Annotated in this window: 22 protein-coding genes; 15 read left to right on the top strand and 7 right to left on the bottom strand. The window is 40.3% G+C overall.

Features of this window, described 5'->3' with window-relative positions; all coding sequences use genetic code 11:
* Positions 1-14 precede the first annotated feature (14 nt).
* From NAT50_RS10360 to NAT50_RS10350, 3 genes are read right to left on the bottom strand one after another with little or no spacing between them, the layout of a single operon-like run.
* A complete protein-coding gene (locus tag NAT50_RS10360) occupies positions 15-2,519 on the bottom strand; it encodes a TraG family conjugative transposon ATPase (protein WP_024567749.1) in 2,505 nt (834 codons plus the stop codon).
* Entirely contained in the window at positions 2,516-2,848 is a 333-nt protein-coding gene (locus NAT50_RS10355) for a DUF4133 domain-containing protein (protein WP_002996016.1), read from the bottom strand. The genes NAT50_RS10360 and NAT50_RS10355 overlap by 4 nt, the downstream gene beginning before the upstream one ends.
* A 10-nt stretch (positions 2,849-2,858) precedes the next feature.
* Complete coding sequence (locus tag NAT50_RS10350) at positions 2,859-3,164, bottom strand: DUF4134 domain-containing protein (protein ID WP_002979435.1); 306 nt, start codon at positions 3,162-3,164, stop codon at positions 2,859-2,861.
* 257 nt (positions 3,165-3,421) lie between these two features.
* Between NAT50_RS10350 and NAT50_RS10345 the strand changes: the two genes are divergently transcribed.
* Genes NAT50_RS10345 through NAT50_RS10325 form a run of 5 tightly spaced genes read left to right on the top strand, consistent with a single transcriptional unit; the run spans position 3,422 to position 7,406 of the window.
* Positions 3,422-3,637, top strand: coding sequence for a helix-turn-helix domain-containing protein (locus tag NAT50_RS10345; protein ID WP_109570615.1), 216 nt, complete (start codon positions 3,422-3,424; stop codon positions 3,635-3,637).
* A 37-nt stretch (positions 3,638-3,674) separates the two neighbouring features.
* Positions 3,675-4,541, top strand: coding sequence for a hypothetical protein (locus NAT50_RS10340; protein ID WP_198001572.1), 867 nt, complete (start codon positions 3,675-3,677; stop codon positions 4,539-4,541).
* Positions 4,538-4,828: a hypothetical protein gene (locus NAT50_RS10335; protein WP_002996022.1), complete on the top strand. Its 291-nt coding sequence runs from the start codon at positions 4,538-4,540 to the stop codon at positions 4,826-4,828. Before NAT50_RS10340 ends, NAT50_RS10335 begins: the two co-directional genes overlap by 4 nt.
* The gene (locus NAT50_RS10330; protein WP_002996024.1) at positions 4,818-6,593 is read left to right on the top strand and encodes a DUF2326 domain-containing protein; all 1,776 of its coding nucleotides are present in this window, start codon (positions 4,818-4,820) and stop codon (positions 6,591-6,593) included. Before NAT50_RS10335 ends, NAT50_RS10330 begins: the two co-directional genes overlap by 11 nt.
* Positions 6,594-7,406 (top strand): hypothetical protein, encoded by an 813-nt coding sequence (locus NAT50_RS10325; RefSeq protein WP_002996025.1) that lies wholly within the window; start codon positions 6,594-6,596, stop codon positions 7,404-7,406. It begins immediately after the preceding gene.
* A 16-nt stretch (positions 7,407-7,422) separates the two neighbouring features.
* Here NAT50_RS10325 and NAT50_RS10320 read toward each other — a convergent pair whose 3' ends face one another.
* From NAT50_RS10320 to NAT50_RS10310, 3 genes are read right to left on the bottom strand one after another with little or no spacing between them, the layout of a single operon-like run.
* Positions 7,423-8,058 (bottom strand): hypothetical protein, encoded by a 636-nt coding sequence (locus NAT50_RS10320; protein ID WP_002996027.1) that lies wholly within the window; start codon positions 8,056-8,058, stop codon positions 7,423-7,425.
* Positions 8,059-8,069: 11 nt separating this feature from the next.
* Positions 8,070-8,504, bottom strand: coding sequence for a DUF3408 domain-containing protein (locus tag NAT50_RS10315; RefSeq protein WP_002996029.1), 435 nt, complete (start codon positions 8,502-8,504; stop codon positions 8,070-8,072).
* Between the two features lie 4 nt (positions 8,505-8,508).
* The gene (locus tag NAT50_RS10310; RefSeq protein WP_024567747.1) at positions 8,509-9,276 is read right to left on the bottom strand and encodes a ParA family protein; all 768 of its coding nucleotides are present in this window, start codon (positions 9,274-9,276) and stop codon (positions 8,509-8,511) included.
* Positions 9,277-9,997: 721 nt separating this feature from the next.
* Between NAT50_RS10310 and mobA the strand changes: the two genes are divergently transcribed.
* Together mobA and mobB are read left to right on the top strand one after the other, a co-directional pair.
* A complete protein-coding gene (mobA, locus tag NAT50_RS10305; protein WP_002996037.1) occupies positions 9,998-10,444 on the top strand; it encodes a conjugal transfer protein MobA in 447 nt (148 codons plus the stop codon).
* A complete protein-coding gene (gene mobB, locus NAT50_RS10300; protein WP_024567746.1) occupies positions 10,441-11,727 on the top strand; it encodes a conjugal transfer protein MobB in 1,287 nt (428 codons plus the stop codon). Before mobA ends, mobB begins: the two co-directional genes overlap by 4 nt.
* A gap of 18 nt (positions 11,728-11,745) precedes the next feature.
* Here the strand turns inward: mobB and NAT50_RS10295 are convergent, their stop codons facing one another.
* Positions 11,746-12,303: a hypothetical protein gene (locus NAT50_RS10295; RefSeq protein WP_024567745.1), complete on the bottom strand. Its 558-nt coding sequence runs from the start codon at positions 12,301-12,303 to the stop codon at positions 11,746-11,748.
* A gap of 213 nt (positions 12,304-12,516) precedes the next feature.
* On the opposite strand from NAT50_RS10295, the gene mobC reads away from it, so the two are divergent.
* The 8 genes from mobC (at position 12,517) to NAT50_RS10255 (ending at position 22,823) form a co-directional block, all read left to right on the top strand.
* Positions 12,517-14,517 carry a conjugal transfer protein MobC gene (gene mobC, locus NAT50_RS10290; RefSeq protein WP_024567744.1) on the top strand — a complete coding sequence of 667 codons (2,001 nt, stop codon included), beginning with the start codon at positions 12,517-12,519 and terminating at the stop codon, positions 14,515-14,517.
* A 159-nt stretch (positions 14,518-14,676) separates the two neighbouring features.
* On the top strand, positions 14,677-14,877 hold the full coding sequence (locus NAT50_RS10285; protein ID WP_024567743.1) for a hypothetical protein: 201 nt from the start codon (positions 14,677-14,679) through the stop codon (positions 14,875-14,877).
* A gap of 355 nt (positions 14,878-15,232) precedes the next feature.
* A complete protein-coding gene (locus tag NAT50_RS10280) occupies positions 15,233-16,111 on the top strand; it encodes a helix-turn-helix domain-containing protein (RefSeq protein WP_024567742.1) in 879 nt (292 codons plus the stop codon).
* A 92-nt stretch (positions 16,112-16,203) separates the two neighbouring features.
* Entirely contained in the window at positions 16,204-16,629 is a 426-nt protein-coding gene (locus NAT50_RS10275; RefSeq protein WP_228375991.1) for a hypothetical protein, read from the top strand.
* An 86-nt stretch (positions 16,630-16,715) separates the two neighbouring features.
* On the top strand, positions 16,716-16,979 hold the full coding sequence (locus tag NAT50_RS10270; RefSeq protein ID WP_024567740.1) for a hypothetical protein: 264 nt from the start codon (positions 16,716-16,718) through the stop codon (positions 16,977-16,979).
* 124 nt (positions 16,980-17,103) lie between these two features.
* Entirely contained in the window at positions 17,104-17,787 is a 684-nt protein-coding gene (locus NAT50_RS10265) for a HupE/UreJ family protein (RefSeq protein ID WP_024567739.1), read from the top strand.
* A gap of 11 nt (positions 17,788-17,798) precedes the next feature.
* The gene (locus NAT50_RS10260; RefSeq protein ID WP_024567738.1) at positions 17,799-18,407 is read left to right on the top strand and encodes a hypothetical protein; all 609 of its coding nucleotides are present in this window, start codon (positions 17,799-17,801) and stop codon (positions 18,405-18,407) included.
* A gap of 21 nt (positions 18,408-18,428) precedes the next feature.
* Positions 18,429-22,823 carry a CusA/CzcA family heavy metal efflux RND transporter gene (locus NAT50_RS10255; protein ID WP_024567737.1) on the top strand — a complete coding sequence of 1,465 codons (4,395 nt, stop codon included), beginning with the start codon at positions 18,429-18,431 and terminating at the stop codon, positions 22,821-22,823.
* Positions 22,824-22,838 lie beyond the last annotated feature (15 nt).

Genomic DNA, 22,838 nt, shown 5'->3' with positions numbered 1-22,838 from the left:
TAAATTGTTAATGACTATTGATTTGAATTGTCACGCCGTTGCATAGCGATATGCTTAATGGCGAGTTCCACGTTTCCGTCCAGTTCAGCAGCGAGCTGCATTACTTCCATTTTTTCGGTTTCTTCGGTGGTATAGGCGAGGTATTCCTCCAAACTAACTTCGGTGGCATAGACTGCCGAGTGCGTACCACCTAAACCAATCCAGACTTCTTTGTAAAGCCTTGATGGGTCGTTGTTCATATTGATAGAAAGTACCTGCCCTTTCTCCTTATCGGTAAGCCCCAGCATTGCCTGTATATCGTCAAACTTATTCATATACTTGCGCTGGTCTAAGAGGATTTTACAATCGGAGTTGTTGATGATACTTTCTTTCACAATGGGCGACTGGATAATATCATCGACCTCTTGCGTTACGACAATCGCTTCTCCGAAGAATTTGCGAACGGTCTTAAAGAGGTACTTGATGTATTCCGCCATTCCCTCTTTGGCAATCGCTTTCCAAGCCTCTTCAATCAGGATGAGCTTACGGATACCTTTCAGTCGGCGCATCTTGTTGATGAACACCTCCATAATGATAATCGTGACTATGGGAAAGAGGATTTTGTGGTCTTTGATGGCATCAATTTCAAACACGATAAAGCGTTTGGAAAGCAGGTCTAACTGCTTGTTTGAGTTCAGCAGGTAATCGTATTCGCCGCCTTTGTAATAAGGCTCTAATACGTTGAGGAAATTGGCAATGTCAAAGTCTTTTTCCCTTACCTGCTTTTGCTCCAATACCTTGCGGTAATCGCCTTTTACATACTCGTAGAAGCCGTTAAATGATGGGTACACGTTTTCCGTTTTGATACGCTCGATATAACCGCTAACGGCATTGGATAATGCCACTTCTTCCGAACGGGTCGGCGGTTCATCGTCCCTTTTCCAAAGCGTTAGTATCAAAGTTTTGATACTTTCACGCTTTTCAATATCGAACACGCCGTCATCGGTATAAAAAGGGTTAAAGGCAATGGGATTGTCTTCGGTATAGGTAAAATAAACCCCGTCTTCGCCTTTGGTTTTCCCCTTAATCAATTCGCACAAACCCTGATAGGAATTACCCGTATCTACCAACAGTACGTGTGCGCCCTGCTCGAAATACTGCCTTACCATATGGTTTGTGAAGAACGATTTACCCGAACCTGACGGACCAAGAATGAATTTGTTCCGGTTCGTGATAATGCCACGCTTCATTGGCAAATCTGATATATCCAAATGGATAGGCTTGCCTGTAAGCCTGTCCGCCATTTTTACCCCGAATGGGGACGGCGAATTGTGGTAATTGGTTTCTTCGGTAAAGAAGCATAAGGCTGGCTCTATGAACGTGTAAAAACTTTCCTCTGCCGGAAAGTCGCCGGCATTGCCCGGCATTCCAGCCCAATACAACGTGGCAACATCCGTAGTGTTGTGGCGTGGCTTACACTCCATCAGTGCTAACGCACTACCGCAATCATTCTTTAGCTGTTTGAGTTCGGCAGGGTCTTCCGACCACGCCATAATATTAAAATGCGCACGAACAGAGGAAAGCCCGAACGAATGTGCTTCGTTCAGGTACTTTTCTATCCACTCTTTGTTGATTTGGTTGGCACGGCTGTACCGAGCCAATGAGTGCATATTCCTTGCTGATTTTTCAAACTTTTGCAGGTTCGCTTCGCTGTTATCCAAAAACAAATACTGGTTGTAGATATGGTTGCAGCTCAACAACAACCCCACAGGTGCAGCGAACGACAAACGGCAGTCGCTACGGTCGGTAGATAGCTTTTCAAAACGTGTATCTGCCGATACCGTTCCGGGCAAATCGTCCGTATCGGACAGGGTGTGCAAAGACAACCTTTTGTTTCCGATACGGACTTCTTCAGCACCGAGTGCGATGTCCTGCATCGGCGTTCCTGCTTCCCTCGAAAGGGTAAAATACTGTTCCAGCAATCCTTGCTTTTCATTTGTACCGATGATGTCTTCTTCGCTCAATCGTTGCAGGCTCACAAAACCGCTATCGTTCACAATACGCTCAAACTGTGCTACGGCTTCCATAAAGCGATGTATCGCTTCCTTATCCCTGATTTCCTTTGGTATGAGTGTGCCTTTGCAAAGCGAACTGAAGTTGCTTTGCATACGCATACGCTCTTTGGTGGTTTTTGTCAGGAACAGGTAGCAATAGTGGTTCAGGAATGGTCGCTCGTTGAAATGGCGTTGATAAGATTTCGATAAAAAACTCTGATCTTCCTGTGCCAAATCGGGGGCGTAGCTTTCTTTGATGTACCAATCCTGTTTGTGAATGACCGTAAAATCGGGTAAGGTCTTAATCGCCTTGTGCCAAGCGGAGTGAATGGCTTCATATTCCGCAGAAGCTACCGTGAACAGTTCCGGTAAACGCACTTCAAAACAGGCGGTAATGTCCGCATCTTTGGAAAGTATGCAGTTGTTCTCTACTGCCAGCAATGGAAATTTGCTTTCCAAAGTGGAGGTCTTTGCTACATTTCTCATACGGCTTTTGGTTTAGAAGTGAATTTTAAATACCTGTGTACAGGCTTGCGGCAGATGATGTATCGAGGATGCCGTTTTCTTGCACCCACTTTCATCAGCCCGTGTTCGCCGTACTTTTGGTTCAGTGAAAAGGTCTGCCATACGATGAGCGAAGCACCCCCTGCTCCGATGAACAGGCAGATGTAAGAGTTTACGCCTGCCATATACAGTATCATCACGAGAATAAGCGTACCGAGCAGTCCGCCTGCGAAAATGAACAGGTATTGCGCTTTCAATCCTTTGAACTCTACTGTACGCCCAATGCCTTTGTTAATATTGTAACTATTCATAAGCAAAGGATTACAGGAAGAATGAACGCAGGATGGTAGCGGCAACAATCAGGAAGATACACGCACCAAACCAGCTTGCCGCAGTCTTGCTCGTGTCAGGGTCGCCGGAGCTGAATTTGTTATACACCTTAACGCCTCCGATGAGCCCAACCACCGCACCGATGGCGTAGATTAATTGGGTGGCGGGGTCGAAATAGCTTGTTACCATTTGAGTAGCTTCGTTGATACCTGCCGAACCGTTTCCCTGTGCGAACGCACCAATTCCTGACAGCATCGCCACGGCTGCCAGCAAAACTTTTTTTCTCTGTTTTTCCATAATTGAAACACATTTATTTGTTACATTTTATCCCGCACCTTGCGAGCTTTCGGGACAAATGTCTTGTGGAAAAAGAGGCGTTATAAGAAAGTGGCAGTCAAAGGAAGTGTTTGGCTGTGAGTGGCTTTGTTGGTGGGAATTTTCAGAACGAGAGTGGAAATTTTCAAATGCTTTTTATACAATTTACAGTTGGTTCAATGCAACTTTTAAATTACATTTGTACATTCGTAATAAAGTCAATTTTAATCCTTTTTGAGATGAAAATATCAGGCAGACATATTGGAGAAATGCTGAAGGAAGCCAGAGAACAAAGACAGCTAACTCAAGAACAATTAGCCCAAAAAGTGGGTAAGAAAAGGAGTTACATTTCTAAGGTTGAAACTGATTATGGCAATAATATCAAACTTCAAACCCTTAAAGAGATAGTAGAAAAGGGATTTGACGGTACAGTTAAAATTAATTTGGAACTCTGATTTGTATATGGATAAATTATTGAAGAACGCTTTTAAAATGCAAATTCAATCCAAAGAAGGATTTGAGTTCGAAGAATTTATTGATGAACTGTTTCTTTTGAAATATGGCGTTGATAACTATACGCCCATTAGAAGGAATAAGGATAAAGGCAATGACGGTACTATTTTACCCGAACAAAAAATATTGGCTTGTTACGCACCAAGAAAATATAGCAAAACTGATTTTGAAACGAAAGTTTTAGGGGCAACAAACAAAGAAGGAGATTTCGAAAAATACCAGAAAAACTGGAAAGACAAATTTCCAAATTGGGAAATGTACGTAAACCACGAAGTATCACCGGAACAATTTACGCTAATTCAGAGTTTGGACGGCGATACTTCGATTAAGGGTATAGACCAAATTCTTTCTATTGTTGATGAACTTGTATCAAGTAAAAAAAGAAAACTTGCAGCTTATTTGGGGATTGAGAACTTTTTTATACAGGACTATATTCAGGAAATTATTAATGACTTATTGAATGCTTCAAGCGAAGAAGATAAGGCTCTGCATTTCGACAGGAAATCATTAGTCCCTCCCCAAAAGAAAATCGAACTCAACTTTGAGCAGGAAGATTGGGATGGAATGAACTCGGAAATGGTACTGGTTATGGCAGAATTTAACACGATTACCAATATACTTTCGGGATATAACGATGATGAGATTAATACCCTGAAAAGAAGAGTTATAAATGATTACAATAAACTTTCAGGAAATTTCAAGGATAGATTATATAATCTAACCGACCAATATACAACAGCATATGGAAACATTAAAGATGATGAATATGTGAAGTGTGTAAAATCTATATTGCTTTATATGTTTGAGCAGTGTTTAATAGGCAGAAAAACAGAAAATGAACTATGATATTACCGCAGCCAGAAAGCAATCTTAAAACCAATCTTATGGTATTGGGAGCAGATATTATTAGTATTATGGGCAATTCCCCTTTTAAAAACAAATATACCATCGTGGATGATATAATGAATAAGTTTTTAAACAGGGATAAAGATAGAACACCCGACCTTTTTCTGTATGCTTTAACCTTTTTGCATACAATTGGCAGTATTGAGAAAAAAGGATATAAAATTAAATTGGTAAAGAAAGAAAGCCAAGAAGAAAATCAAACAAGTTTATTCGACAATGTTAATTAGAATATATTCAGAAACCAACCTTATAGATGCTGTTCCATTTCACAATGGAATAAACATCATATTGGGCAAATACTCTGGGGATAAAGAAGCACGAGGGATTAATGGTATTGGCAAATCTACGTTGGTCAGGCTTGTTGATTTTACCTTACTAAGCGGTAAAGCAGAAAAAAGATTTGCTCAAAAAAAGTATGACTTTTTACGTGAGGATGAACACACGATTACTTTAGAAATTGAAGTACAGGAACAAAAATATTTTCTCAAGAGGGGCTTTGCCGATACAAAAAAAATATTTTTCGGGAAGCGACCGGATGCTCTCGATGAATATGAAAAATCTGAAATGCCGAAATTGCTGGAAGGGATATTTTTTCCGACAGAGAACAACGAAGTATTCTTTGAGGGAAAAAGATATGGAACGTTGATGGAATTTTTTGTTAAGGATGACTTGCAAAGTCAGCAGAGAGTTGACCCTTTAAATTTTGTTTCTTATAACGCCAATGCAAGAGAAAAGGCGTTGTATAATTTTTATTTGCTTAATCTCCCGACTAAAACACTTTTAAAATATAACGAAGTTTCTTCTGAATATGAAAGATACAATAATACAGTAAAATCATTATCAGAAAAGGTTAAGGCAGATACAGGGAAAGATATTCAGGAGTTTAGAACCGAGCGGCTAAAAATCGAAAAAGATATTGTAGCACTTGAGAATAGCCTGAAAGAGTACAACTTTCTTGCTAATCACAAAGAGATAGAGCAAAAGCTAAATCAGGTTATATCTGAAATTAACGAGCAATCTGTCATCTATCATAATACAAACCGTAAATTAGAAAAACTCAAATCCTCTTACAATGATGTAACATCTATCGACCTGGACAAAATTCGTAAGCTCTACAATGAAACCGTATCTACATTTGGCAACTTTGTAAAAAAGAGTTTAGATGAAGTTATAGACTTTAAAAAACAACTTCTGGCGAATAGAAATAAATATTTATTGGAAGAAGAAAAGAAATTACAATCATCAATAGACCAAAGTTTAACACAGCTTGAAAAATTAGAAAAGAACAGGAGCCAATTATTTTCATTGCTAAAAGAGAGAGGTGCATTGGACAGGATTGAGAGTACCTACGAAAGATTAGTGAATGAAAAAACACTTTTAGAACGGAACACCTCAATTGTAAGGGAAATTGACGAAATAGAGGAAATATTAGGAAATTCCAATATTGTCATTGCAGAATTAAAGAGAGATATTGTTAGTGAACTAAATAAGCAACAAACCTATCTTGATGAGTTGAGATTATTATTTCAGCAAATTCTTGAAAATGCTATCTATTTGGATGAAGAATTTGATAATTCTTATTTTAATATCACATTAAACTCTACTTCGCCAAGAAATCAGTTGCCATTTAAAATAAGTCTGGAAATTCCAAAAGCAGATGCTTTGGGACAGGAACGTTTGAAAATTGTAGCGTATGATTTAATGGTATTCTTAAAAAGCAGGATTGATAAACGCAATATCCCTGATTTTCTTGTACACGATGGTGTATTTCACGCCATATCATACAAAACAATATCCAATGTCCTGAACTATATGTACCACAAATCGAACGAGCTGCATAACTTTCAATATATACTTACTTTCAATGAAGATGAAATTGATTTAAACGGCGATGAAAATAAGTTTGGAAAGTTTGATTTTGATTGGTCAAAACAAGTGATTGCTGAATATTCAGATACCGAACAGGAAACAATTTTTAAACGATTTTTTTAGATGGCGAACTATCAACTACCTCCTTTAAAAGATGAAAGGTTATTTGAGGAACTTACTTGTGATTTATTCAATTTTGTAGAGAATACTTCGTCATATGAGAATACAGACTTTCAGACGTTTGGTGTAAAAGGACAAAATCAGAAAGGAATTGATGTCTTTTCTACTAAAACCAAAACGGTTATTCAATGCAAATTGAAGAGCATTGGAAGAAAGGATGAAACTATCAGGAAAAATCTAATTCAGGATATAAACACCGATTTAGAAAAATCGAGGGACTTAGCTATTGATTTCGACAAATTTGTTTTTGTTTCTACCTTCCGTGACGATGTGCAAATACAGGAATACCTCAATCAAATCAGAAAAGAAAAGGAACTTCCATTTCATTTATATTATTGGGGATGGGACACCGTTACAAAGCATATTGAACAATCAGAGGCTTTGCTACATAAGTATTTTCCAAAGTTTGTAAAAAAATCCAAGCCTGTAAAAGCAAAAATTGAATTACCTGACGGAGCATTGGGGAAAGAGCTTTCTAAGAAGAACTATATTGATTATTTAAAAAAAAGATATGGCGATTGGAAACAAATTGAACTAAGTAAAAAGGGAGAAAAATTCAACTGGGCTGCTTTTACTATTTCATTATCTAAAAGATATAAAGCATCAGGAATTAATTATATTGATGTTCGGCATTTTGATGATTTAGCATCCTATCTAAAAAGCCGGATTGATTGCACAATTATGGGAAAAGTGAACAAGTCTAAAGGAATAAAAAACTATTCTGCGTTTGAAGAGTTCTCGGAAAACGGAATTTAAAAAGACAAAGGGAAGTCTATAAGAACTCCCCAATGTCAAAATTCCCCAAATCATTTTTCCGCAAGGTGGAAGAACCGGGTTCTGTTTCAGTTGAAAGGCTACTATCCAAAAGCTCGGCTATCTTTCGGGAAGCATCCGCCACAGAATTTTCCAATAGGCTGAATAGTTCGGTTCCCTGTAATTTCTGAACTATGGCTACCGCTGTTTCCTTTTGGGCTGTTTCCAATTTTTCTTTTTGGAGCAATACCCCCACGGAGCTTAGTTCTTCGAAGGTAACCCCTTGGGCAAAACCGTCATCGCCATTGGGTATTCCGTACCTGTTCCAGTCTTCTTCCTCATCTTCCAAATCAGGTATATTGCTGAAAACTTCGTCCAGTTCTTCCTGCGGAATTTGAATGCTGACGTTTTCGTTTTCGTCATATTCAATGTCTAAATTATCAAGGTTTATCTCCACTTCCTCTATTTGGCTTTCATTGGCAGTGTTTGGCACTGAATGGCTTAATTTCGGTTTAGGCTGCCCCATAATATCGGGAAGGTGCGGATTGATTTTTCCCTTTGTCGGCTTTTGCTCCGACCTTTTCTTAATGACAATCTTGTCCTGCAAAAGCAAGGCAATGACTATCAGCAGGCATATTACAATTACAATCTCCATAGCTCCAATTATTAAATGGGTTTATACTTATCGTTATAGCTCTTGGTAATCTGTTCGCCAAATTCCTGAAAGTGATAATCCAACAGGTTATCCAAATAAGCGTAAATACTAATCTTGTCTTCACCAATTACTTGTATAATACGTGTCAGCTTTTCGTGAAACTCTGGTCGGATATAGACCGTTTTCCCATCACGGGCATTGGTTTCCGACTTTTTGAAAAAGATACTTTCGTAATCGGCTTCGGTTGCCTTTTTGGTCCTGCTCTTCTCTTTAACCGCAGGCTTTTCCCTTGTCGGTTCTTCCCGCACACTTACTTTCTGCTCCGGTTCATCGGCGGTTTCTGGCGGAAGCTGTAAGCCCTCTTTTTTTACACCATCTACCATCAGGTTCATCATCAGCTCCTCGTTAATATCGGGCGTTACTTTTTTCTTATTGTCTTTCTCCATAGGACTATAATTGAATGATTTTTAAAAATTCGCTCATAAACTCGTCCAACTGGCAGGCTTTCATCAGCCGCTCATCGGGCGGCATCAGGGTTGAGCGAAATATGGTTTTGCTGTTTACTTCGCTTTCCTTGCGGAAGCGTGTGCTGTTTTTGATTTGGCTTTGCATCAGGCTTAACCCTAACTGTTCGATAAGCTGATTATATATACCGTATAGCGGGGTACTTTCCCTTCCATCCACTTGGTTCCAAAACAGGTTAATGGTTTTTATATCGGTTTCTCCTTTCTTCATAATCACGTCCTGCAAAAGCTGTGTGAAAATGAGCGTACTTTCCATTACCACACGGTCTGCCGTAATGGGCGTAAAAATGTGGTGCATTCCTGCCAGTGCTTTCAGGATGCCGGGTGTGTTCACCGTTCCGGGCAGGTCAAAGAATACCACATCAAGTGGCACTGAAGAGCTGCTTACAAATTCGTGGGCTTCTTCCAGTACGCTGTTTGCCTTGTGCTGTATTATTGGATAGGCTTTTTTGTTGATAGTGGTAAATTGTTTGTACGCCAGCTTTTTCAAAGCCTCGTTTTCCATTATCATTTTCAAATCACGGTCTTTCATTTTCATCAGGCTGTGCTGTGGAAAATCCGCATCGAATACGGCAACATTGTAGCCTAACCGGTAGTGCATTGTACTTGCAACAAGCGTAGTAAAGGTGCTTTTACCTACACCGCCTTTTTGGGATGAAAAGGCGATAAATACTGGTTTTTGTTTTTCGTTCATATTACAACTGTTTTTACTTATTTATATACTCAATTACTTATGTCCGTATCTCCGCAGGCTTCTACCTATATCATCCTGTACATAGGCATATAGGTATGTAATTACTTAGGCAGGTATGCGCTCCATTAGCGATGTACCTGAATACTTCTTTAGGATTGTATGCAGATATGCAGGTTTGCATCTGCATATCTGCCGATATGCGTACCTGCATTTTTACTTGCTCAACTATCTGTTCAGGTATGTCGGCAGGTATTTTTCTATCTCCGTACAATTGCACTTAGCTACTTTTTTAATCAGGTACTTATGTTGTTACCTGCATACTTATCTGCGCCCTTATCTCTGTTTCTATGTACAAAGAAATGCAGATAGATAGGTGCTTATTTCATTGTGGCAGTGTTTGGCGTTCAAAGGCAGTATTTGTCCGGGTATCGCATTGCAATACTCTTAATAAGAGGTAGTTACTTTGTAGAATGATTTTTATTAACGGATTTATGCAAGCATATTTTGACAAATCGGAAAAAATGGGGAACGGCATCGAGCCGTTTTTCCCTGTTACATTCAATCCGTCCCGCAGGGCGGATTTTTGTGTTCAACAGAACACGGCAAGTTGTGTTCTCAGCATCTCAAAAGTATTTTCCGATGCAGAACAACTTGCCCTTGCAGGGGGCTGGAAAACACCTTCCGAAGTCAGGGTTTTGTATAGGTTAAAAATGGATTTATTATGAACGAGAACAACAAAAGACAAGTGAGAAAACCCATTGGTCGTCCACTTAAAACAGACCCAGCGATATTCAGGTATTCGCTTTCTCTTAACGAAGAGGAAAACGCCAAGTTTCTTGCCCTGTTTGACCAGTCGAATATGGATGTAAAGGCACACTTTATCAAATCCCGCATCTTTGACAAGACGATAAAGACCATTCAGATTGACAAAGGAACGGTTGATTTTTATATGCGGCTGACCTCTTTTCACAGCCAGTTCCGCAACGTTGGCGTGAATTACAACCAGATTATTAAGCTGCTTTACAAGAATTTTTCACAGAAAAAAGCATCGGCTTACCTCTTTAAGCTGGAAAAACAGACGGCTGAAATGGCGATGTTATGTAGAAAAATCATTGAACTGACCGAAGAATTTGAAGCAAAATACCTCAAAAACCATTCTAAAAAGTGATAGCAAAAATCGGTAGGAGCGGAAATTTATATGGTGCATTGGCATACAATAACCTGAAAATTGAAAAAGAAAACGGACAAATTCTGTTTGCCAATAAGATGATTGAAACCGCAAGCGGTCAATATACGGTTGCGCAATTAGCCCAATCTTTCGCTCCTTATCTGATAGCCAACCGCAATACCGAGAAACATACGCTGCATATTTCGCTCAATCCCGACCCGAAAGACATCGTAAATGATGATAAATTTCGGGAAATGGCACAGCAGTATATGCGGGAAATGGGTTACGGCGAGCAGCCTTTTATTGTATTCAAGCATACTGATATTGACCGCAGCCACATTCACATCGTATCGGTATGTGTGGACGAGCAGGGCAAAAAGATTTCGGACAAATTTGAGAAAATGCGGTCGATGAATGTATGCCGGGAACTGGAAAAACAATATCATTTAATACCGGCTACGGACAAAGAACGTAACCAGACTGATAAGGTTTTCCGTCCGGTAGATTATCGGGCGGGCGATGTAAAAAGCCAAATAGCTTCGGTCGTTCGCCACCTGCCGAACTACTACCAATACCAAACTTTGGGCGAATACAATGCCCTGCTTTCCCTGTTCAATATTACCACCGAGAAAATAGAGGGCGAATTACAAGGAAAAATGCAGCAGGGCTTATTATATATTCCGTTGAATGAAAAAGGCGAAAGAGCCGGGCATCCGTTCAAGGCTTCCTTGTTTGGCAAGAGCGCAGGGCTTCCGGCTTTGGAATTGCATTTTGCGAAATGCAAAACGGCATTGAAAGACAATCCTACCAAGCAGACCCTAAAATCTGCCGTTACCATAGCCCTGAAAACCACAAGCGATGAACAGGCATTTAAAAAGCAGTTAGGAGAACAGGGCATTAACATAGTAGTGCGCCGGAATGATACAGGACGTATTTACGGTATCACTTTTATTGACCACAATTCCAAAACGGTTTGGAACGGTTCACGTTTAGCAACAGAGCTTTCTGCCAATACCTTTAATGATTACTGGAATAACAACATTAAGCCGGAGATAAAAGAGCCTGATAAGCTAATACCGAAAATAGCAAGGACAAATGATGCAGATCTTCCTGCGGAAGAACCCCACCATTTGTTTGATTTTGTTACTACCGATAAAAATGAAGACGGGTTGGTTGAAGCGTTGGGCGGTTTGCTCATTCCCGAAGCACAGGGCGAGGATTACGAGGAACAGGATTTTGCCAATAGAATGAAAAAGAAAAGGAAGCGCAAACGAGGTCAGTAACAGGTTTTTCTTTGCCTATTATGTAGAAACTTTCAGCCCCAACGCATAGCTCCAATGCAAAATCTTAGGTGCAGTAGGTGTTTTGAATTGATAAATACCGTAGATGTATAATGCGGAAAGTACAAACGCTCCCCAGCTTAGCCCGATACACCATATACTATCTCGTTCTGTCACGCTGAACATACCAGCTACTATTGATTTTATAATGAATGCAGGAACAATGCAGCATAATAAAACACAGATAGCCCACGGTAATATCCATAGCCTCTGGTTCTTTCTCCGTAATCCTATAATAGTTCCTTTCAAAAAATAAACGATGCAGAAGATGAGGTAGGCAAATAATAGGGAGAATGCCCAAATCTTAAAGTTATCAGTTTCTTTGCCCCACAATTTTTGCGACAGCAAAAACCCGGCGTAAAAGAACACGCCGAAAATAGCCGCTATTTTTAAGCCGAAAAGAAAAAACTTTATTATCCCAGACATTAATCCGGTGGCAGCTTGGCTTTCACCTCTTTTCCGAATTTCATATTCTTCTTCAGTTTCTCCGGGATAAGCATCAGGATTATTCCAATTCATAGCATTCCTCTTTTAAATCTTGCTTGTTCCAACAGACGAGAATAGCAAAATGGTTTTCACGAGTATAAATTTAAAAAAAATCATTGGATTACCTGAACGGTATTGAAGGCTTTATAGCCTCTTAATGCCAAACACTGCCATTCACTGCCACATTCTTATAGCCACACAACACAGCTTCTAAATTCACGCCCGAACATTTAAAATTTTACAAAAATGCAGGGAGAAGACGATTTAAGAGGACTTGCCAAGATAATGGCTTTTATGCGGGCAGTAAGCATCATCATAGTGCTGATGCACCTTTATTGGTTCTGCTACGGTTTCTTTATAGAGCGTGGCTGGACATTGGAGTTAATCAATAAAATATTAGGCAACTTTCAGCGAACGGCAGGGCTGTTTTCGCATACCTTATATACCAAAGTCTTCGCTTTGGTTTTGTTGGCTTTGAGCTGTTTGGGAACAAAGGGCGTTAAAGATGAGAAGATAACCTGGTCTAAAATCTATGTGGCTTTAGCAATCGGTATTATCCTGTTCTTTCTGAATTTCCCTTTACTAAAGCTACCGTTATTAATCGCTACATTTCTGTATATCTTAACCACAGGTTTAGGGTATATCGCCTTAATGGTCGCTGGCGTTTGGATGAGCCGTTTGCTTCGCAACAACCTGATGGACGATGTTTTCAACAACGAGAACGAGAGCTTTCAGCAGGAAACCAAGTTGATGGAAAACGAATACTCTGTCAATCTTCCCACGAAGTTTTATTACAAAGGAAAATGGAACAACGGCTGGATTAACATCGTCAATCCATTCAGGGCATCAATTGTGTTAGGCACTCCGGGTTCGGGTAAATCGTATGCGATTGTAAATAACTACATCAAGCAGCAGATAGAGAAAGGTTTCAGTATGTACATATACGATTTCAAGTTTGACGACCTTTCTACCATTGCCTACAATCATTTACTGAAGCACAGGGACAAGTACAAAGTACAGCCAAAATTTTACGTGATAAATTTTGACGACCCACGCAAGAGCCATCGTTGCAATCCACTCAATCCCGATTTTATGACCGACATATCCGATGCTTACGAAGCGGCTTATACCATAATGCTAAACCTCAACCGAAGCTGGATACAGAAGCAGGGCGATTTCTTCGTAGAAAGCCCAATTATCTTATTGGCTGCCATTATTTGGTATCTGAAAATCTACGAGAATGGTAAGTATTGTACGTTCCCACACGCCATTGAATTGCTGAATAAAAAGTATTCGGACGTGTTCACGATTTTAACCTCTTACCCCGATTTGGAAAATTATTTGTCGCCCTTTATGGATGCGTGGCAAGGCGGCGCACAAGACCAGTTACAGGGACAAATTGCATCGGCAAAAATTCCTTTATCAAGAATGATTTCGCCGAGCCTTTATTGGGTGATGACAGGCGATGATTTCACGCTCGACATCAACAATCCGAAAGAGCCGAAAATTTTATGTGTAGGCAATAACCCCGACCGTCAAAATATCTACTCCGCAGCATTGGGCTTATACAATTCAAGAATTGTAAAGCTCATCAACAAAAAAGGACAGCTTAAAAGTTCGGTTATCATAGACGAATTGCCCACCATTTATTTTCGGGGACTGGACAATCTTATCGCAACGGCGAGAAGTAATAAGGTAGCGGTTTGCTTGGGCTTTCAGGATTTTTCGCAATTGACGAGGGATTACGGCGATAAAGAAAGCAAGGTAATACAGAATACCGTAGGCAATATTTTTAGTGGTCAGGTGGTTGGAGAAACGGCAAAGAGCCTATCAGAACGCTTTGGTAAAGTGTTGCAGAAACGCCAAAGTATGACGATTAACCGCAACGATAAATCTACCTCTATCTCCACACAGTTAGACAGCCTTATTCCCGCTTCCAAAATCTCAACTTTAACGCAAGGGATGTTTGTCGGTTCTGTATCAGATAACTTTGATGAACGTATCGAGCAAAAGATTTTTCACGCCGAAATTGTGGTAGATAATGAAAAGGTAGCAGCAGAAAGCAAAGCCTATCAAAAGATACCGCAAATCTTATCTTTTGTAAATGAGCAGGGCGAGGATAAAATGAAGCAGGAAATTGAAAGCAATTACAAACAGATAAAATCTGATATACTGAATATTGTAGTCAGCGAAATGGAGCGTATCAAGAACGACCCGAACTTACAGCATTTGGTGCAGGAACAATAGCCGAATAGTGAAAGTTCTTTAAATGTTTTGGCAACAATCGCAAGAAATGCAAACTACTTCCCTCGTTTTGTAAAGTGTATGCAATGTAAACATTCAATCTTTGCCTTAGTAAATTATTAGAAGTGCGGGGACAGCACTATAATCACTGTCGAAAATAATATGAAAGGTAAAATTGTAATGTTAAGTGCGGCTTCTGTTCTTACACTTGGAGCGGCATTGCACGTAGGACACCAACCACCTGCTGACGGTATTTGCCCTTTGGGAAAAATCATTCACGGCAAACAATCGAGAGTTGCCGAAAGCAACAAAAAGGCGATTGAGTTTAATGCCGCAACTGAAAAACTTGTTGTTAAAAAATGATGAACGCAGTTACAGCAAAGAGTAACAATATAAGGTTGCTCTTTGCTTTTTTTAATTTAATCAGCTTACATATAAAATTATGTTTCACTTACATTTAGCAGGTCTTTTGACCTTTGAATTATTGACGTTGATTGCAGCCGTTTTTTTGAGGATTTACATAGACAGGCATTCGCTTGGAAAATGGTATCGCCATTTCAGTAAAGTCGTTCTTGTGATGCTTCACCTCATCCTTGTTGCAACCATTGTTCACGGCATTATTCATCATTTTCATTCAGGGCATCATACACCGCCACACCACAACGGAATGGAGCAGCACTCAAACCATTAGCCTGTATTTTGATTACCTTTGTAAGCGATGTTTGATATTTCAACGGAACATAAAAAGAAAATCAATGCAGTTATCAACTTCATTCAGCAAAACCCGCAAGAGGAGCTTTCGTTAGCACAACTTGCGGGCATCGCTAATTATTCGCCTTTTCATTTCCAAAAAATATTTAAGCAGGTAACTGGCGAAAGCCCGAAACAGTTTATCATAAAGGTAAGAATGATAAATGTTGCCCATTATTTGCTCACACATACGCACAAATCCATTACCGAAATTGCACTGGATAACGGTTTTGCTTCATCTTCTACATTTGCAAGGAGCTTTAGGAATTTCTTTGGTATTTCGGCAGAGGAATTGCGGAACATTCCGTCAAAAGACCACACGACTATTACAAAGTACCTGAAGCATATAAAAATCAATGGGAACTTTTTCGTAAATGATAATAACGGCAGGGAAAAGGATTTGAGCATTGAAATAAAAAAAGCCCAATCGCTTAAAGTCATTTTTGTAAATGCACCTTTAACAGACATCGGAGAAATTCATAAGAGTTTCAAAAGAGTTATTCAGTTTGCAGAGGCAAGGGATTTACTGACTGTGAACACGCAATTTGTCGGCATTGTCAATCCACACGCAGGCATATATCAGGCAGGAATAACGTTACAGGCACATCAGGAGATACCCAAAGGCATTGATATACTAAACATTGACGGCGGAAAGTTTGCCGTATGTGGCATTACAGGCGATACAAAACAAATATTCCATACTTTTCACAGCTTATACGAATGGCTGCATCAAAGCCCTTACAGGATTAAACAACCTTTTGCATTTGAGATTTTACCGCAAAGCCCGCTGACAAATCCTTACGAAAATATGGAGAGAGCAATCCATATTCCTGTTGAGCCTGTGTAAAAGGCTTTTTAAATTTAAGCATCTGCCATTGTAATATTTTATTGGGGGCTAAATTCATTTTTTTGCACCGAATTATTACCAAATGAACTTATTTGTATATCTTTGCCATAATGTTGCGTAAATATATTGCCATATTGTTTTTAATTGCTGCCCAATTAGTTATTTTGGGGCACGGCATTGTATCGCACCACCACCACGCAGATATTGCCAATGACGGGCATCAGAATGGCAACAATCATCATAACAATAGTAAAGAAACACCTTTAGAGCTTGCCTTTTCGGGTTTTATACACGCTGGCGAACACGTATCTTTTACTAATTCAAGCGAAACCAGAATTGTTATTTCAAAGGATGATGTAAAATCAATCAAGGCTTTACCGATTGATTTCATTCCGCCTGTTGAATATATAGTTGTCTATCAGAAACACACGTTTCCACCTGATGGACACTTTATTTATTTACCACCGCTCCTCGGAGCATACACCCTTCGGGGACCTCCCTCTTTCATCGTTGCTTAACTTTCATTCTCTGAAAGTTAAAATTTGAGTTACGCCCAATCCTACGGGCGAATTATTTCTTTTTTAATATCAAATTTATTTTAACGATGAAAAAATCATTCATTATAGCGGCATTTGCTGCACTTGCGTTTACAGCTTGCAATAACAGCGAAAAATCTTCTTCGGATAATTCAAATTCAGAACAGGAACTAACAGCTCCGGCAGTCAATCAGGACAGCATTGACAAGGCTCACGGTCATTCCCACGACCCTGCGGGTAATCATACACCTGCTGACAGCACAGATAAATCTGCTGCGCAGCCTAAAGTTAATCAGGACAGCATAGACAAAGCTCACGGACACAAGCATTAATCCTTTTGGGGATTACGCTTAATCCGTGTGCATAATTGATTTCACAAACTGTACATCGTGAGATGTGTGTATTCACCTATGCACATCCTCGATGCTATGCTTTCAATTAACAAAAAATCCGGAAATGAAGTATATCAAAATTTTTCTATCAATAGCCCTACTGATATTGGTTTCAGGGGCGGCGTATGCTCACGGAGTAGATGAGGATACCCAGACATTTTTAAGCGGCAATTCGGGAGTAGCTTTCGTTCCTTTTCTGTATATCGGGGCAAAGCATATGCTCACCGGGTATGACCACCTGCTCTTTCTTGTAGGCGTTATCTTTTTTCTGTATCGCCCAAAAGAAGTACTGCTTTATGTGAGTTTTTTTACCATTGGTCACAGTATTACCCTATTGCTGGGTGTATTGGCAGATATGGCAATCAATGCCTATCTGATTGATGCCATTATTGCATTGTCTATCGTGTATAAAGGCTTCGATAATTTAGGAGGCTTTCAAAGGTTTTTAGGACGTCAGCCCAATACCAAAGCGGCAGTCTTAATCTTTGGACTTTTTCACGGGTTTGGTTTAGCCAGTAAGTTACAGGAATTGAGCTTTGACCGAACCGGCTTATTGACCAACCTGCTTGGCTTCAATATCGGTGTAGAGATAGGTCAGTTCATAGCCTTAGCCCTTGTATTGTTTATCATCACTAATTGGAGAAGGTCACCGAGTTTTCTAAAATTCTCAACAGTTACAAATATGTTGCTGATGGCAGCAGGCTTTTTATTATTCGGCTATCAGTTAGTCGGTTATTTTAACTCTTAACAAATATCAAAATGGCAGAAATAGCACATCAAATCTTAGATAAGAAATCCATTGTAAAGCAGGTCATTATTGCTTTGGTTATTGGAGCGGTACTCTTGGTAAGTGCCGTACTCCCGGCTGAATACGGGATAGACCCTTTGGGTATTGGCAAGGCAACAGGCTTTAGCAAGCTGTATGTTGGTGATGCAGGTACGGAAGCGTTGGCTTCGGGACCGCACAAGATACTAAAACTGGAAAATGTTGGCTCTCCGGCAGATGTTGCCAAACCAGCGGCGGCAGATAACCCGCCACCAGCCACTCAACTGGCAGAACGTACAGACGAGGTAAGCGTGGTTATTCCGGCAGGCGAAGGATTGGAATACAAAGTAAATATGTTGAAATACGGTCAGATGAAATATGAATGGATTACCGATAAAGGTGAGCTATACTTTGACTTTCACGGCGAAGTAAAGAACAACAGCAACTACTTTGAAAGCTATACTATTGCCTATTCCAATAATATGGTCGGCTCTTTAGTCGCTCCGTTTGAAGGTCCGCAGGGCTGGTATTTCAAAAACAATTCCAATGAGAACATTACTGTTAAAATCAAAATGAAAGGACAGTATCTTCTTAAACAATAAATATTCTAATAACATTATGATATGTTAAATAACATCATTCATTTTTCAATCAAGAATAAGTTGGTAATAGGATTATTTACCCTGGCATTAATTTGCTGGGGTTCCTATTCGCTTACCAAACTTCCTATTGATGCCACACCTGACATCACGGATAATCAGGTGATGGTCATTACTGTATCGCCTACACTGGCGGCGCAGGAAGTGGAACAGCTCGTAACCTTTCCCGTGGAGCAGACAATGGTCAGCATTCCGGGTATAAAGGATATGCGTTCCTTTTCCCGTTTTGGGCTTTCTATTGTTACCATTGTATTTGAAGAAAAGGTAGACATCTATTGGGGCAGGCAACAGGTACAGGAAAGGCTGACTATTGCAGCTAAAAATATCCCCGAAGGGGTGGGTACGCCTGAAATGGCTCCTGTAACCACCGGTTTGGGCGAAATCTACCAATACGTTATCCATCCCAAAAAAGGCTATGAAGATAAGTACGATGCCACAGAGTTAAGAACCATTCAGGACTGGATTATTAAACGGCAGCTATTAGGTACGCCCGGCGTGGCGGAAGTAAGTGGCTTCGGAGGGTTTGTAAAGCAATACGAAATCGCCATTGAACCTGACAGGCTTGCCAGCCAGAACATTAATATCTCCGATATTTTCACAGCACTGGAAAAAAACAACCAAAATACGGGAGGTGCATATATTGATAAAGGTCCGAATGCTTTCTTTATCCGAAGCGAAGGCTTGGTAAAGAACATTGAGGAAATCAAAAAAATTGTTATAAAAACCGAGGGAGGCGTACCCGTTTTGTTAAGAGATGTAGCCGAAGTTCGTTTTGGCAACGGTCCAAGATACGGAGCAGCCACACGTAACGGTGAGGGCGAAACCGTTACAGGTATCGTTATGATGTTGAAAGGAGCTAACTCATCGGAGGTTATTACCAATGTAAAAGAAAAGATTGCGGAAATTCAGAAAGGTTTACCCGAAGGTGTAGAAATAGAGCCTTTCCTCGACCGTAAAAAATTGGTGGACGGAGCTATTTCAACCGTTTCAACCAACCTTATTGAAGGGGCATTAATTGTAATTTTTGTATTGATACTTTTCTTAGGAAACCTGCGAGGCGGATTGGTAGTGGCTTCTGTAATTCCACTGGCAATGTTGTTTGCAATAGCAATGATGCGGGTTTTTGGAGTTTCAGGAAACCTGATGAGCTTGGGGGCAATTGACTTCGGGATAATCGTTGACGGAACGGTCATTATAGTTGAGGCGGTGTTGCATAGGATTACAGGTAGCAAGGAACGGTACGGTGGCGTGGCTAAACTGACACAAGACCAAATGGACGAAGAAGTTTATCAGTCGTCCCGTAAGATACGTTCCGCAGCAGCATTTGGCGAGATTATTATCTTAATCGTGTACCTGCCTTTATTAGCATTGGTAGGCGTTGAGGGTAAAATGTTTGGACCAATGGCACAAACAGTTTCTTTTGCCATTTTAGGCGCATTCCTGTTATCGTTCACTTACGTTCCGATGATGTCTGCATTGGTGTTGAGTAAAAAGACAACGCACAAAGAAAACTTTTCGGACAGGATGATGAAAGCCATACAGAAAGTTTATACACCTATCATTAATGGTGCGATGAAGCGAAAACTTTTGGTAGTATCGGTTGCAGTGGTATTGTTCATCATCACACTTATCACATTCAACAGAATGGGCGGTGAATTTATCCCGCAGTTGGACGAGGGCGATTTTGCAGTGGAAACAAGGGTTCCCGTGGGAAGCTCCATCACCCAAATGATAGACGTTTCCCAAAAAGCACAAACCATTTTATTGAAGAACTATCCCGAAGTAGAACAGGTAGTAAACAAAATAGGTTCGGGTGAAATTCCGACAGACCCAATGCCTATTGAAGCGGGAGATATGGTTGTTAAGCTAAAGCCTAAAAAAGAATGGACAAGTGCAGGCGACAGAGAAGAACTGATTGAAAAAATGCAACAATCTCTATCTGTAATCCCCAATGCAACATTCAGTTTCCAGCAACCCATACAGATGCGTTTTAACGAATTGCTTACCGGTGCTAAGCAGGATGTGGTTTTAAAAATATACGGTGAAGATTTAGATGTGCTTTCTGACCTTGCTTCAGATGTAGGTCGGAAAATAAGAAATGTTGAGGGTGTAGAAGATTTGTATGTGGAAGAAATTACGGGTTTACCACAAATCAGCATACAGTTTGACCGAGATAAGATAGCCCAATACGGAATGAACGTTGAGGACGTGAACAGTGCCATCGAAACAGGCTTTGCCGGTAAAGCAGCAGGTTTGGTGTACGAGGGAGAAAGACGTTTTGATTTGGTAGTACGATTGGATAATGCTTCAAGAGCAGACATTACAGATGTTCAAAATCTATTTGTAAGTACGCCCACAGGTCAGCAAATCCCTTTAAGCGAGGTGGCGAATATTGCTTACAAACCCGGTCCGGTACAAATACAGCGAGATAATGCGAAAAGACGGATTACACTTGGTTTCAACGTAAGAAACCGAGATGTAAAAAGCATCGTAAACGATATTCAGGATATTGTGAATGCTAAGGTTAAGATGCCATCAGGCTATTATATCACCTATGGCGGGCAATTTAAAAATCTCGAAGAAGCCAACGCAAGGCTGGCAGTAGCTTTGCCTGTCGCACTATTGCTCATCCTATTGCTTTTATACTTTACATTCCGTTCGGTAAAGCAGGGCTTATTAATATTCACAGCTATTCCATTGTCTGCAATAGGCGGTGTATTTGCTCTACTTATCAGGGATATGCCTTTCAGTATTTCTGCAGGTGTAGGTTTTATTGCGTTGTTTGGGGTTGCGGTTCTGAACGGGATTGTATTGATAGCGGAATTTAACCGATTGGCAAAAGACGGTGTAGAAGATATTTACGAAAGGGTGCGTATTGGCACTCGGGTAAGGTTAAGACCTGTATTGATGACAGCCGCCGTAGCCTCTTTAGGCTTTTTACCAATGGCTTTGTCCAGCTCATCAGGTGCAGAAGTACAACGCCCGTTGGCTACGGTAGTTATTGGAGGGCTGATAACGGCAACCGCTTTAACCCTTGTAGTGCTGCCGGTACTGTATATCTACTTCACTAAATCATCTTTCAAAATGCGTAAAAACAAAGCCTTACCTACCGCCATATTGCTATTGGGATTTTTCTGTTTCCCATCTGTAATGCAGGCGCAAGTACCATCCAATTCGGGAACGAGAGTGCTGACCTTGCAGCAATCTATTGACGAGGCGTTAAAAAACAACAACAGCATCAAGATAGCGGAGTATAACATCAATGTCCAGCAGGCTTTAAAAAAAGGAAGCGTTACTATTCCTAAGACAGAAATTTCCTATACGCAGGGCGTAGTGAGTAATCCTACCATTAATGATAATTTAATCAGTGTTACACAGCGTTTTGATTTTCCAACGGTTTACGGCAACCAGTCAAAGCTGGCGCAGGAAAGAATACAAAGCAGCGAAAAATACAAAGCTGTGACCGAAAACGACCTTGTAGAAGACGTGAAGCTGGCTTACCTGCAATACCAGTACATTTTGGAAAAAAGGAAGCTGTTGTTAGAGCAGGACACCATTTTTAGTAAGCTAAGCAAAGCAAGCGACGTGAGATACCGGACAGGAGAAAGTACAAGCCTTGAAAATGCTACTTCATCTGTACAGTACCGGCAAATTCAAAATGAGCTGGAAAAGAACGAAGCCGATATAAAAATTGCCAAGCAGCTTTTACAGACATTGCTCAACACAACCGATGATATCAGTATAGCAGATACCGCATTAGTTCCAAGAGATATATTATTGCCTATGGATAACGCATCTACTGCCAATAATCCCATCATTCAATATCTGCAACAGGAAATCAATGTAAGCCAAAGAGAAATCTCTTTGGAGAGAAGCAAGATGCTACCGGATATTATTTTAGGTTATAACGGTCAAACCTACAAAGGCTTGCAAACAATAAACGGTATAGACAGAACCTATACCGGAAAAGACCGGTTTAATTTTTTCCAGATTGGTGTTGCTATTCCTCTTTTCCCCGGAGGTTATAAATCCAAAATCAATGCGGCTAAAATCAACGAGCAGATTGCACAAAAACAGGTGGAACTGACAACGATGAACCTGAACGGACAATTAAAAGAGCTGGCGCAGGAGTATGTGAAATATCAGAAGTCAATAAACTATTATCAGACACAGGCATTGCCGCAGGCAGACCTGATTATCAACAACTCGGATAAAGGTTTTAGAAGCGGTGATATTTCCTATACACAATATTTGCAAAACCTTACGCTATCCAATAACATCCATTCGGAGTATATAGACAACCTGTATAATTTCAACAGGGTCGTTATTTCCATAGAAGCAATTTCAGGTAAAAATTAATCATTCAAAAAAATT

Source organism: Flavobacterium luminosum, assembly GCF_023635005.1.
GTDB classification, from domain to species: Bacteria; Bacteroidota; Bacteroidia; order Flavobacteriales; family Flavobacteriaceae; genus Flavobacterium; species Flavobacterium luminosum.
This window is presented reverse-complemented; position numbering and strand designations above follow the sequence as displayed.

Bases quoted from the DNA above. Each gene is read 5' to 3' on its own strand.
- NAT50_RS10315 (WP_002996029.1), bottom strand. From the start codon at position 8,504: ATGGAGAAAGACAATAAGAAAAAAGTAACGCCCGATATTAACGAGGAG.
- NAT50_RS10340 (WP_198001572.1), top strand. From the start codon at position 3,675: ATGCAAATTCAATCCAAAGAAGGATTTGAGTTCGAAGAATTTATTGAT.
- NAT50_RS10285 (WP_024567743.1), top strand. From the start codon at position 14,677: ATGAAAGGTAAAATTGTAATGTTAAGTGCGGCTTCTGTTCTTACACTT.
- NAT50_RS10260 (WP_024567738.1), top strand. From the start codon at position 17,799: ATGGCAGAAATAGCACATCAAATCTTAGATAAGAAATCCATTGTAAAG.
- NAT50_RS10295 (WP_024567745.1), bottom strand. From the start codon at position 12,303: ATGAATTGGAATAATCCTGATGCTTATCCCGGAGAAACTGAAGAAGAA.
- NAT50_RS10350 (WP_002979435.1), bottom strand. From the start codon at position 3,164: ATGGAAAAACAGAGAAAAAAAGTTTTGCTGGCAGCCGTGGCGATGCTG.
- NAT50_RS10310 (WP_024567747.1), bottom strand. From the start codon at position 9,276: ATGAACGAAAAACAAAAACCAGTATTTATCGCCTTTTCATCCCAAAAA.
- NAT50_RS10360 (WP_024567749.1), bottom strand. From the start codon at position 2,519: ATGAGAAATGTAGCAAAGACCTCCACTTTGGAAAGCAAATTTCCATTG.
- NAT50_RS10255 (WP_024567737.1), top strand. From the start codon at position 18,429: ATGTTAAATAACATCATTCATTTTTCAATCAAGAATAAGTTGGTAATA.
- mobA (WP_002996037.1), top strand. From the start codon at position 9,998: ATGAACGAGAACAACAAAAGACAAGTGAGAAAACCCATTGGTCGTCCA.
- mobC (WP_024567744.1), top strand. From the start codon at position 12,517: ATGCAGGGAGAAGACGATTTAAGAGGACTTGCCAAGATAATGGCTTTT.
- NAT50_RS10325 (WP_002996025.1), top strand. From the start codon at position 6,594: ATGGCGAACTATCAACTACCTCCTTTAAAAGATGAAAGGTTATTTGAG.
- NAT50_RS10335 (WP_002996022.1), top strand. From the start codon at position 4,538: ATGATATTACCGCAGCCAGAAAGCAATCTTAAAACCAATCTTATGGTA.
- NAT50_RS10345 (WP_109570615.1), top strand. From the start codon at position 3,422: ATGAAAATATCAGGCAGACATATTGGAGAAATGCTGAAGGAAGCCAGA.
- NAT50_RS10265 (WP_024567739.1), top strand. From the start codon at position 17,104: ATGAAGTATATCAAAATTTTTCTATCAATAGCCCTACTGATATTGGTT.
- NAT50_RS10355 (WP_002996016.1), bottom strand. From the start codon at position 2,848: ATGAATAGTTACAATATTAACAAAGGCATTGGGCGTACAGTAGAGTTC.
- NAT50_RS10270 (WP_024567740.1), top strand. From the start codon at position 16,716: ATGAAAAAATCATTCATTATAGCGGCATTTGCTGCACTTGCGTTTACA.
- NAT50_RS10320 (WP_002996027.1), bottom strand. From the start codon at position 8,058: ATGGAGATTGTAATTGTAATATGCCTGCTGATAGTCATTGCCTTGCTT.
- NAT50_RS10330 (WP_002996024.1), top strand. From the start codon at position 4,818: ATGTTAATTAGAATATATTCAGAAACCAACCTTATAGATGCTGTTCCA.
- NAT50_RS10280 (WP_024567742.1), top strand. From the start codon at position 15,233: ATGTTTGATATTTCAACGGAACATAAAAAGAAAATCAATGCAGTTATC.